Annotated in this window: 11 protein-coding genes; 4 read left to right on the top strand and 7 right to left on the bottom strand. The window is 75.1% G+C overall.

From position 1 onward, the window contains the following. From EF903_RS19985 to miaA, 4 genes are all read right to left on the bottom strand, one after another. Positions 1-1,569, bottom strand: a 1,569-nt coding sequence (locus EF903_RS19985; RefSeq protein WP_148142543.1) for a bifunctional (p)ppGpp synthetase/guanosine-3',5'-bis(diphosphate) 3'-pyrophosphohydrolase, incomplete at its 3' end; no start/stop codon positions are given. Between the two features lie 140 nt (positions 1,570-1,709). After that, the gene (dapF, locus tag EF903_RS19980) at positions 1,710-2,585 is read right to left on the bottom strand and encodes a diaminopimelate epimerase (RefSeq protein WP_125545079.1); all 876 of its coding nucleotides are present in this window, start codon (positions 2,583-2,585) and stop codon (positions 1,710-1,712) included. Between the two features lie 63 nt (positions 2,586-2,648). Next, positions 2,649-3,161: a hypothetical protein gene (locus tag EF903_RS19975; protein ID WP_125545077.1), complete on the bottom strand. Its 513-nt coding sequence runs from the start codon at positions 3,159-3,161 to the stop codon at positions 2,649-2,651. A 131-nt stretch (positions 3,162-3,292) separates the two neighbouring features. Next, on the bottom strand, positions 3,293-4,231 hold the full coding sequence (gene miaA / locus EF903_RS19970) for a tRNA (adenosine(37)-N6)-dimethylallyltransferase MiaA (protein ID WP_125545075.1): 939 nt from the start codon (positions 4,229-4,231) through the stop codon (positions 3,293-3,295). A gap of 163 nt (positions 4,232-4,394) precedes the next feature. Between miaA and EF903_RS19965 the strand changes: the two genes are divergently transcribed. Together EF903_RS19965 and EF903_RS19960 are read left to right on the top strand one after the other, a co-directional pair. Further along, entirely contained in the window at positions 4,395-4,619 is a 225-nt protein-coding gene (locus EF903_RS19965; RefSeq protein WP_125545073.1) for a hypothetical protein, read from the top strand. Positions 4,620-4,641: 22 nt separating this feature from the next. Continuing rightward, entirely contained in the window at positions 4,642-4,893 is a 252-nt protein-coding gene (locus EF903_RS19960; RefSeq protein WP_125545071.1) for an antitoxin, read from the top strand. 107 nt (positions 4,894-5,000) lie between these two features. On the opposite strand, the gene EF903_RS19955 is transcribed toward EF903_RS19960, so the two are convergent. Both EF903_RS19955 and miaB read right to left on the bottom strand, forming a co-directional pair. Then, complete coding sequence (locus EF903_RS19955) at positions 5,001-5,723, bottom strand: hypothetical protein (protein ID WP_125545069.1); 723 nt, start codon at positions 5,721-5,723, stop codon at positions 5,001-5,003. A 210-nt stretch (positions 5,724-5,933) separates the two neighbouring features. After that, a complete protein-coding gene (gene miaB / locus EF903_RS19950) occupies positions 5,934-7,454 on the bottom strand; it encodes a tRNA (N6-isopentenyl adenosine(37)-C2)-methylthiotransferase MiaB (RefSeq protein WP_125545066.1) in 1,521 nt (506 codons plus the stop codon). A gap of 93 nt (positions 7,455-7,547) precedes the next feature. On the opposite strand from miaB, the gene EF903_RS19945 reads away from it, so the two are divergent. Then, positions 7,548-8,543: a TAXI family TRAP transporter solute-binding subunit gene (locus EF903_RS19945; protein WP_125545064.1), complete on the top strand. Its 996-nt coding sequence runs from the start codon at positions 7,548-7,550 to the stop codon at positions 8,541-8,543. Positions 8,544-8,621: 78 nt separating this feature from the next. Here EF903_RS19945 and EF903_RS19940 read toward each other — a convergent pair whose 3' ends face one another. Continuing rightward, positions 8,622-9,554 carry an ROK family protein gene (locus tag EF903_RS19940; RefSeq protein WP_260615643.1) on the bottom strand — a complete coding sequence of 311 codons (933 nt, stop codon included), beginning with the start codon at positions 9,552-9,554 and terminating at the stop codon, positions 8,622-8,624. A gap of 230 nt (positions 9,555-9,784) precedes the next feature. Between EF903_RS19940 and EF903_RS19935 the strand changes: the two genes are divergently transcribed. Continuing rightward, on the top strand, positions 9,785-11,107 hold the full coding sequence (locus EF903_RS19935; protein WP_125545060.1) for a glycosyl hydrolase: 1,323 nt from the start codon (positions 9,785-9,787) through the stop codon (positions 11,105-11,107). Positions 11,108-11,188: the final 81 nt, after the last annotated feature.

Raw genomic sequence — 11,188 nt, 5'->3', positions numbered from 1 at the left:
GTGCTGGCGGAGCCAGCCGGTGATGGCGATCCGGGCGGCGGTGGTGCGGGCGTGGTCGAGCCAGTCGGCGCCGGGGCCGGAGGAGGAGTCGTGGGAGAGCAGCAGCTGGACGGTGTCGCCGTCGGAGAGCCGCGACCCCAGGGAGGTGAGGCGCCCGTTGACCCGGGCGCCGATACAGCCGTGGGCGGCTTCGCCGTGCTGGGCGTAGGCGGCGTCGATGCAGGTGGCGCCGGCGGGGAGGCCGAGCGTGCCGCCGTCGGGGCGGAAGACGGTGATCTCGCGGTCCTGGGCGAGTTCGGCGCGCAGTCCGCTCCAGAAGGTGTCCGGGTCGGGTGCGGAGCGCTGCCAGTCGAGGAGGCGGGCGAGCCAGCCGGGCCGGGTGGGGTCGGCGCGCTCCTCGTCGCCGTCGGCATGGTCGCCGGTGGCGTACGGATTGCCCAGCGCGATGACGCCTGCCTCGGCGACGCGGTGCATCTGGCGGGTGCGGACGATGACTTCGGCGACGTACCCGTCGGGGGTGGCGACGGCGGTGTGCAGCGACTGGTAGAGGTTGAACTTGGGGGCGGCGATGAAGTCCTTGAACTCGGAGACGACCGGCGTGAAGCAGGTGTGGAGTTCGCCCAGCACGGCGTAGCAGTCGGCGTTCTCGCCGACGAGGACGAGGATGCGGCCGAAGTCGGAGCCGCGCAGCTCGCCGCGTTTGAGGGAGACGCGGTGGACGGAGACGAAGTGCCGCGGCCTGACCTGTACTTCGGCGGCGATGCCCGCGTCGCGCAGGACGGAGCGCACGGACTCGGCGATGCCTGGCAGCGGGTCGCTGCCGGCCTGGGCGGCGATGAGGGCGCGGGTGCGCTCGTACTCCTCGGGGTGGAGGATCGCGAAGACGAGGTCTTCGAGCTCGGTCTTGAGGGCCTGGACGCCGAGCCGTTCGGCGAGCGGGATGAGGACGTCGCGGGTGACCTTGGCGATGCGGGCCTGTTTCTCGGGGCGCATCACGCCGAGGGTGCGCATGTTGTGGAGCCGGTCGGCGAGTTTGATGGACATGACGCGGACGTCGTTGCCGGTGGCGACGAGCATCTTGCGGAAGGTCTCGGGCTCGGCCGCGGCCCCGTAGTCGATCTTCTCGACCTTGGTGACGCCGTCAACGATGAAGCCGACCTCCTCGCCGAACTCGGCGCGGACCTGATCGAGGGTCACCTCGGTGTCCTCGACGGTGTCGTGGAGCAGGGAGGCCGTCAACGTCGTCGTCTCGGCGCCGAGTTCGGCGAGGATGAGGGTGACGGCGAGCGGGTGTGTGATGTACGGCTCACCGCTCTTGCGCATCTGGCCGCGGTGGGAGGACTCCGCGAGGAGGTACGCGCGGTGCAGGACGGAGAGGTCGGCGTCCGGGTGGTGGGCGCGGTGCGCCTCGGCCACGTGGCCGATGGCGTCGGGCAGCCGGTCCCGGGGGGCGGGCCCGAGGAGGGCGGCGCGCCCGAGTCGGCGCAGGTCGATGCGGGTACGGCCCCGTCTGCGGAGTTCGGGGCGCGCTTCGGGTCGTGCTTCGGGGTTCGTGGCCTCTGCACTCATGGGCACCTCCGGCGGCTTCGACCGGCTGTGGCGGGCATGGGGTGAGCCCTCGGGGCCGGTGTCTGATGCTACCGACCCCACCACGTGGCGCAGTCCGCCTCTCGCTGAGCGTGAAACGGATCACCCATGAGAGGGAACCTTCAGGCGAAGGCCGTTTCCTTGAGCCAGGAGGGGTCGAACTCCCCCGCCGCCACGATCACGGCCGGTCCGGTCATGTCGATCCGGCCGTCGGGGTGTTCGGTGATGTAGAGGGTACCGCCGGGGAGGTCGACCGTGTACGTGACGGGTGCCCCGGTGGCCGCGGGGTCGAGTCCGTCGCGGCGGATGGCGGCCACGGCGACGGCGCAGGCGCCGGTGCCGCAGGAGCGGGTCTCGCCGGATCCGCGCTCGTGGACGCGCATGGCGACGTGGCGGGGGCCGCGGTCGACGACGAACTCGACGTTCACCCCGTCCGGGTAGACCTCGGCGGGGCTCCAGCGGGGCGCCTCCAGGAGCCTGCCTGCGTGGTCGAGGCTCTCGACGAACGCGACGGCGTGCGGGTTGCCCATGTTGACGTTGCGGGCGGGCCAGGCGCGGTCGCCGACGACCACGGTGACCTGCTCGTCGGGGAGCGCGGCGCGGCCCATGGAGACGGTGACGCCGCCGCTCTTGTCGAGGTGGACCTGCTTGACGCCGCCGCGGGTGGCGACGGCGAGGTCGCCGGGCTCGGCGTGGCCGGCGTGTTCGAGGTAGCGGGCGAAGACGCGGACGCCGTTGCCGCACATCTCGGCGACGGAGCCGTCGCTGTTGCGGTAGTCCATGAACCACTCGGCCTCGCCGGCCATGTGCGCGGCCTCGGGGTGGGCGGCGGAGCGGACGACGTGCAGCACGCCGTCCGCGCCGATGCCGGCGCGGCGGTCGCAGAGCCTCGCGACGGCGGCCGGGGTCAGCTCGACCGCGTTGTCCGGGTCCGGGACGATCACGAAGTCGTTCTCGGTGCCGTGGCCCTTGAGGAAGGAGAGGCTGGTCTGCGTCACGGGACCATGGTACCGATCCGGTTTCCGCGCAGGTCGCAGGCGGGGCGCGCGGGGCCGGTGCGGTTACCTGAGCCGGGCCACCCGGTAGACGGCGAGGGCGACGACGGCCAGCGCGACGAGCGCGTACAGCGCGGCGAAGCGCCAGTCGGGCCGGCGGCCGCTGCCGCGGGGCGGGAGGCCGGGCCAGGTGTAGCCGACGCGGCGGGCGGCCGTCATGCCCCAGCCGGCGGCGCAGGAGCTGATCAGGAAGCCGAGCATGGCGACGACGGCGCCGCCGTCCCCGAATTCGAACGCGAGCGGGAAGGCGAACATCAGGGAGCCGGCGGCGGCCAGCACCACGATCGGGGCGATCTGCCAGATGCGGAGCTTGCGCTGCGGCCGGAGCTCGACCTCGTACGCGGGCCCCGAGGCGTCCTCGCCGTCGGCGGTCTCGGAGGCGTCGGGCCCGTCGGTGGTGAGCCGCTGGGGGTCCGCGGGCAGCCCGAGGACGTCGGCGTCGGCGGGCTCGCCGAGGAGCGTCGGGTCCGCTTCGTCTCGGGTCCCGTCGCGCCCGGTGTCGCGAGGGCCGGCCTCCATTGCCACGCGCCCTCCCCACTCGGACTTCGCACGCTGCCGTTCACCGCCGGTGACCACACCCGCGGAATTTGATGATGGCACGGCCCGGGGCCCCGAACGGACGCGCGGGGCGTCCCGATGCCATCACGTGATCAGGCTGTAATCGCCCGTTCGACCAACGACTGCGCGAGTCGGGGGAGTTCCCGCCGGTCGGCGGCGGCGCCGCTGAGCCAGTGGACCCGCGGATCGCGGCGGAACCAGGAGTCCTGCCGGCGGGCGAACCGCTTGGTCGCGCGGACGGTCTCGGCCCGGGCCTCGTCCTCGGTGCACTCGCCGGCGAGTGCGGCGAGGACCTGCTGGTAGCCCAGCGCGCGGGAGGCGGTGACGCCCTCGCGCAGGCCGCGGGCCTCCAGCGCGCGGACCTCGTCGACGAGTCCGGCCTCCCACATGCGGTCGACGCGCCGCGCGATCCGCTCGTCGAGCTCCGGCCGGGCCACGTCGACGCCGATCTGCACGGTCTCGTAGAAGGACTCGTGGCCGGGCAGGTTCGCGGTGAACGGCTTCCCGGTGATCTCGATGACTTCGAGGGCGCGGACGATGCGGCGGCCGTTGCCGGGCAGGATCGCCCGCGCCGCCTCCGGGTCCGCGGCGGCGAGGCGGGCGTGCAGGGCGCCCGGGCCGCCGCGCTCCAGCTCCTCCTCCAGCCGGGCGCGCACCTCCGGGTCGGTGCCGGGGAACTCCATGACGTCGAGGGCGCCGCGCACGTACAGGCCGGATCCGCCGACGACGACGGGCGTGCGGCCGCGGGCGAGCAGGGCGTCGATCTCGGCGCGGGCCAGGCGCTGGTACTCGGCGACGCTGGCCGTCTCGGTGACGTCCCAGATGTCGAGGAGGTGGTGGGGGACGCCGCCGCGCTCCCCGGTCGTCAGCTTGGCGGTGCCGATGTCCATCCCCCGGTACAGCTGCATGGAGTCGGCGTTGACGACCTCGCCGTCGAAGTGGCGGGCCAGGGCCACGCCCAGGTCGGACTTTCCGGCCGCGGTGGGGCCGACGACGGCGATGACCCGCGGAGCGGGGGCTGCGTTACTCACTGCCCCAGTCTCGCAAACCCTCCGGCGTGTACCCGATCGAGCTACGTGACGGCGGGCGGACGGGGTCGTTGCCCTGTCGTGGTTCCCCCGGGCGCGCGCCGGGCGAAGGCGCGGCGGGGCCGGTGGGAACTTCACCCGCACGAGTAGCGTTTAGGGAGTAGACATGGGCGTTTTCAGTCGGTTTTTCCGTCGGAAGGACGAAGCCGCGGCCGCGCCGGCCGCGACGGCGGACGTGACGGCGGAGTCCGAGGCGGCCGCTGCGGCCGCCGGTTCCGGCGGCGAGGCGGAGCAGGCGGAGCCTCCGGCGGCGGAGGCCGCCGACATCCCGAAGCAGCAGTCGGTCCGGGAGGCCGCGGACAGCGGGGCCGGCGAGGGCGCCCTGAAGTAGGCACGGCGACAGGAAGGTGACCATGGGTCTGCTGGACAATCTGAAGGCCAGGCTCGCTCCGGCGAAGGAGAGGGCCGGCGGCCTCGTGCAGCAGCACGAGGGCAGGATCGGCGAGGGCCTGGACAAGGTCGCCGGGGTGGTGGACGCGAAGACCCACGGCAAGTACAGCGACAGGATCACGTCGGGGGCGGGCAAGGCGAAGGAGGCCCTGGGCAGGATCGCGCACCGGGAGGAGCCGGGCGGCGGGCCGACAGTGCCGCCCGCCTCCTCCTGAGGCGGTCGCGGAAGGGGCGCGGACCCGGTTGCGGGCCCGCGCCCCTTCGCCGTGTCCGCGCGCCGGGGCGTACGTCCCCGGGGGCTTACGGGTGCGGGGCCGGCGGGTCAGGACCAGGCGGCGACGAAGTAGCCGACCCCGTACGGCGCGTCCTCGTACAGCAGCCGCCCGGCCAGGCCGGCGCCCTCGGCGGCGCCCGCCAGGACCTGCCAGGGGGCGCGTCCGGCGGCGAGGAGCTCGCGGGCGAGGCCCGCGTCGAGGGCGGCGAGGGCGGCCGGGTCGGCGTCGGCGAGGGCGCGGGCCGCGGCGGCGTCGAAGCCGGCGGCGCGCTCGTCGAGGTAGCCGGGCGCCTTCAGCGTCCGGCAGGCACTGCCGTCGCCCATCACGAGGAGGGCGACGCGGTCGGCGCGGGCGGCGAGCCCCCGGCCGGCGGCCAGGCACTCCGCGGTCCGCAGCGTCTCGGCGACGGCGAGGCCTTCGAGGGGGGCGGCGCCCCAGCGGGCGCGCGCGAGCAGCCAGGCCCCGACGGCGAGCGGAGCGGGCAGCGGCCGCTCCGGCGCGGCCGCGTCCGGCGCTCCGGCGGATCCGAGGCGCACGTCGGCGGCGACGCCGAACGGGCGGAAGCTGCCGGGGCTGCCCTCGGGGTAGGCCCCGGCGGCGTCCTCGGCGGCGGCGCCGATGACGACGAGCAGGTCGGGCCGGGAGGCGGCGAGCACCGCGAGCGCGTCGGAGCAGGCGGTGCGGGCGGCCCCGAGTTCGGCGGCGGCCCCGGCGGCGACCTCGGGCACGAGGAGGGGCGGGGCGGGGCAGACGGCGGCGGCTACGAGCATGATCCGCAGCCTAGTGCCGCGGCGGGAAAGATTCACCGGGCGGGGCGCGGCCCCGGCCGCGGCCCGAACCCCGGCGGCCCGGCACGGCCTCGGCGGCCCGGCCGCGTCCTCGGCGCGGCCCGGCGCGGTCTCGGAACGGCCCCGGGCCGCCCGGCCGCCGCCGCGCGGACGCAGCGGCCGCCGAACGGCCCGGGGGTACAGCGGGGACGGTCAGCCGCTGACGCCGCAGCCCGGGGCGGACTGCGGAAGCGGAGCCGGCACCCCGAGCGTCGGAATGCCGAGCATGACGCCCTGCGGCTGCGCCGGGGCGGCGTTCCGCTTCTCCCAGGCGTCGCCGGCGCGGGTGCGCCGCACGGCCTTCGCCGCGCCTTCGGCCAGCAGGTGGTGCGGGGCGGCGTAGGTGATCTCGACGGTGACCACGTCGCCGGGGCGGACCTCCTCGTCCGGCTTGGTGAAGTGGACCAGGCGGTTGTCGGGGGCGCGGCCGGAGAGGCGGTGCGTGGCGCCGTCCTTGCGGCCCTCGCCCTCGGCGACCATGACCTCCAGGGTGCGGCCGACCTGCTTCTTGTTCTCCTCCCAGGAGATCTCCTCCTGGAGGGCCACCAGGCGCATGTAGCGGTCCTGGACGACCTCCTTGGGGATCTGGCCGTCCATGTCGGCCGCCGGGGTGCCGGGCCGCTTGGAGTACTGGAAGGTGAAGGCGCTCGCGAAGCGGGCCTCGCGCACGACGTGCATCGTCTGCTGGAAGTCCTCCTCGGTCTCGCCGGGGAAGCCCACGATGATGTCGGTGGAGATCGCGGCGTGCGGGATGGCCGCGCGGACCTTCTCGATGATGCCGAGGAAGCGCTCCTGCCGGTACGAGCGGCGCATCGCCTTCAGGATCGGGTCCGAGCCGGACTGGAGCGGCATGTGCAGCTGCGGCATCACGTTCGGCGTCTCGGCCATCGCGGCGATGACGTCGTCGGTGAAGTCGCGGGGGTGCGGCGAGGTGAAGCGGACCCGCTCCAGGCCCTCGATCTGCCCGCAGGCGCGCAGCAGCTTGCTGAAGGCCTCGCGGTCCCCGAGGTCGGAGCCGTAGGCGTTGACGTTCTGGCCGAGGAGGGTGATCTCGCTGACGCCCTCGGCGACGAGCGCCTCGACCTCGGCGAGGATGTCGCCGGGGCGGCGGTCCTCCTCCTTGCCGCGCAGCGCCGGGACGATGCAGAAGGTGCAGGTGTTGTTGCAGCCGACAGAGATGGAGACCCAGGCGGCGTACGCGGACTCGCGGCGGGTCGGCAGCGTGGAGGGAAAGGCCTCCAGGGACTCGGCGATCTCGATCTGCGCCTCCTCCTGAACGCGGGCGCGCTCCAGCAGGACGGGCAGCTTGCCGATGTTGTGGGTGCCGAAGACCACGTCGACCCAGGGGGCCTTCCTGACGATGGTGTCGCGGTCCTTCTGCGCCAGGCATCCGCCGACGGCGATCTGCATGCCGGGGCGCTTGGTCTTCATCGGGGCGAGCCGGCCGAGGTTGCCGTACAGCTTGTTGTCGGCGTTCTCGCGGACGGCGCAGGTGTTGAACACGACCACGTCGGCGTCACCGTCGGAGCCCTCGGGGGCCCGGGTGTAGCCGGCTTCCTCCAGCAGACCGGAGAGCCGCTCGGAGTCGTGCACGTTCATCTGGCACCCGTAGGTGCGCACCTCGTATGTTCCCTTGACGTCCACTGCCGTGCTCCGGTCGCTGCTGCTGGTCATGCAACAAGGGTAGGCGGTGCCGGGGCGGCCTCCGCCCGCCCCGGGACCGGGCGGCCCGTGACAGCTCGGCGCGTCGGTGGCAGGATCGCGGCCATGGTTCTCGTTCCGCCCCGTTTCGGCAGGCGCACCGTCCTGTGGGGGGCGGTGGCCGTGCTCACCGTGCTCGGGACGCTGCTGTGGTGGCTGCGGCCCTTCTCCGAGCCGGAGCTGAAGGGCGACCTGACCTTGAGCACGGGCGTCCGCACCGGCGTCTACCACCGGTACGGGCAGCTGCTCGACGGGGCGCTGGCGCAGGACATGCCCGGCGTGGAGGTCCGGCTGGCGACCAGCGAGGGCTCGCAGGAGAACCTCCAGCGGCTGGCCTCGGGGGAGGCGGACTTCACCATCGCCACGGCGGACGCGGTCGCCAAGTACCGGGCGGACGGCAAGCGCGGCGCGGACGAGCTGCGCGGGTGCGCGCGGCTCTACGACGACTACGTGCAGCTCGTGGTGCCGGCCGGGTCTCCGGTGCAGTCGGCACGGGACCTGCGCGGCAGGCGGGTCGCGATCGGGCAGCCGGGATCCGGGGTGCGGCTGATCTCGGAGCGGCTGCTGACGGCGGCCAAGCTGGACCCGGCGCGCGACGTCAAGGCGGTGTCGATCGGCATCGACACCATGCCGGCGGAGCTGGAGGCAGGGCGCATCGATGCGTTCTTCTGGTCCGGCGGCCTGCCGACCAACGCCGTGAAGGAGCTGTCGGAGCGCTTCGACATCCGGCTCGTGCAGCTCGGGGACCTCGTGGAGGACCTCCAGGGCAGCGGGAGTCCGGCGCGCTACTACCGCTCGGCGGTGATGCCGCAGGACGCGTACGCGCGGGCGCGCAACACCTCGGCGGTGGCGACGCTGGCCGTGCCGAACCTGCTGGTCACGACGGAGGAGGCGGATCCGGAGCTGACCGAGCAGTTCACCCGCACCGTGATCAACAGCCGGGACCGGATCGGGAGCCAGGTGCACGCGGCGCAGCTGGTGGACCTGCGGACGGCGATCTACACCGACCCGCTGGACCTGCACGAGGGCGCGCAGCGGTATTACCGCTCCGTGAAGCCGTAGGGCTGTCCGACGGATCGCGGGCGGTCCGCGGCGTCCTCTCCGGCCCCGATCGGCCGGGCGTGCCCCCGGGCCGGAGCGTCAGGCCGCCGGCGGCAGCATCATCGCGGCCGCGGCCGCGCCGATCAGCCCGGCGTCCGTGCCGAGGGCGGCCGGGACGACTTCCAGGCCGCCGGTGAAGGACAGTGCGGCGTAGTCGGCGAGGTGCGCCCGGACCGGCCCGAACAGGACGTCGCCCGCGGCCGCGACGCCGCCGCCGATGACGGCGAGGTCGGTCTCGGCGAGGGTCGCGCAGGCGGCGATGGCGGCGGCGAGGGCGCGGCCCGCGCGGTCGAAGGCGGCGAGGGCCAGGGGGTCCCCGGCTGCCGCGGCCGCGGCGACCCCGGCCGCCGTGGCGTCGCCGCCGGGCACCCAGCCCCGGGCGAGGGCCCACCGTGCGATGGCCGTGCCGGAGGCGAGGGATTCCACGCAGCCGCGGCCGCCGCAGGCGCAGCGTTCGCCGTCGAAGGCGACGCTGATGTGCCCGATGTGGCCGGCGTTGCCGGTGGGGCCGGGGTGAAGCCGGTTGTCGAGGACCAAGCCGCCTCCGACACCGGTGGAGACGACCATGCACAGGGCGTTGGCCCGCCCGCGCGCGGCGCCCAGCCAGTGCTCGGCGGCGGTCATCGCGACGCCGTCCCCGACGAGCACCGCCGGCAGGGGCGCGCCGTGGCGGGCCAGTTCGGCCTCGACCCGGGCGCGGACGGGGAAGTCGCGCCAGGCGCCGATGTTGACCGGGCTGACCGTGCCGCGCGAGGAGTCGACGGGGCCGGCGCTGCCGATGCCGCAGCGCACGGCGCTCGGCCACAGCGGGGAGCGGGCCAGCTCGGCGACGACCTCGGCGACGGCCGCGAACACCGCGTCGCCGTCGCCGGCCGCGCCGTGCGGCGTGGGGCGGCGGGTGGCGGCGGCCATCGTGCCGTCGGGTCCGACCAGCGCGCCGGCGATCTTCGTTCCGCCGATGTCGATGGCCACGGTGGCGCCGTCGCCCGGGTCGGCGGTGCCGGGCGCGGGGAAGGCGGGGCGGGAAGGGGTCACGGCGGCTCCTGGACGGGGTCGGTCCCAGTATGCGGCCGGCCCCCGAGCCGTGGTCTGCCGGGGTTCGAGCCGCGCCGGTGGCGGAATCCGCGTCGTTGCCATCCGCTCCGCCGCGCGGCACGTTGGTCGGCGTCCGGAGAATTCCCCCTGAGCCTTCGGGACCCCTCATGCGCGACGGCACCGCCGCCACCCCGCCTCCGCAACCGCCCGCCGCGGCCTCGGCCCGGACGCTCCGGTTCGGCGCCAACTACACGCCGTCGCGCGGCTGGTTCCACCACTGGCTCGACTTCGACCCGGACGAGGTCGCGGCCGACCTCGACTCGATCGCCGCGCTGGGGCTGGACCACGTACGGGTGTTCCCGCTGTGGCCGGTGTTCCAGCCGAACCGCACGCTGATCCGGCCGCGCGCCGTGGAGCAGCTCGTCGCGCTCGTGGACGCGGCCGGCGAGCGCGGCCTCGACGTCAACGTCGACGGCCTCCAAGGGCATGTGTCCAGTTTCGACTTCCTGCCCTCCTGGACCGCCACCTGGCATCGCAGGAACATCTTCCGCGATCCGGAGGTGGTCGCCGGGCAGGAGGAGTACCTGCGCACCCTCGCCGCCGCCCTCGCCGACCGGCCCAACTTCCTGGGCATGACGGTCGGCAACGAGATCAACCAGTTCTCCGGCCCCCCGCACCCCGACCCCGACCCGGTCTCCCCCGGGGAGGCCGGCCGCTGGCTGGAGCGGATGCTGGCCGCCTGCGAGCGCGGCGCGCCGGGCCGGTTCCACGTGCACGCCGAGTACGACGCCGCCTGGTTCCGGGACGGCCACCCCTTCACCCCGGCCCAGGCGGCCCGCCTCGGCGCGGCCACCGCCGTGCACTCCTGGGTGTTCAACGGGACCGCGCAGCGGCACGGCCGCAGCGGCGCAGCCACCGAGCAGCACGCCGCGTACCTGGTCGAGCTGTCCAAGGCGTGGGCCGCCGACCCGCACCGCCCGGTGTGGCTCCAGGAGGTCGGCGCGCCGGCGCCGCTGATCCCGCCGGAGCACGCGGCCCCCTTCGCCGCGGCGACGCTCGCCGCCGCTGCGGACTGCCCGGACCTGTGGGGCGTGACCTGGTGGTGCTCGCACGACGTGTCCCGGGACCTCGCCGACTTCCCCGAGACGGAGTACGGGCTCGGGCTGCTGGACGGCGACCGGCGCCCCAAGCCGGCCGCGGCGGAGGTCGCCCGCGCCGCCGCGGCGTGGCGCGGCCGCGCGCACCGCCCGCCCGTGCGGTCCACCGCGCTGGTGCTGGACGGCGGCGGGGGGCCGGCCGCGGCGGGCCGGGCGGCGTGCGCGCCGGGCGGGGCGTTCTTCGAGGCCTGGGCGGCACTCGCCGCCGACGGGGTGCGCCCGGCGGCGGTCCTCGCCGAGGCCGCCGCGGACCCCGCCCACCTCACCGCGCGCGGCATCACCGAGGTGCTGCGCGTGCGGGACGTCGTACGGCGTCCAGAATCCGACACCTGACCCCCTCCCGAGGAGCCCGCATGTCCGAGGCCGACGACAGCGCCCACGCTCGTACGCCCTCCAGGCCGCCGCTCCCCTCCC

The sequence above is a fragment of the Streptomyces sp. WAC05292 genome, from assembly GCF_003949955.1.
GTDB lineage: Bacteria > Actinomycetota > Actinomycetes > Streptomycetales > Streptomycetaceae > Streptomyces > Streptomyces globosus.
This window is presented reverse-complemented; position numbering and strand designations above follow the sequence as displayed.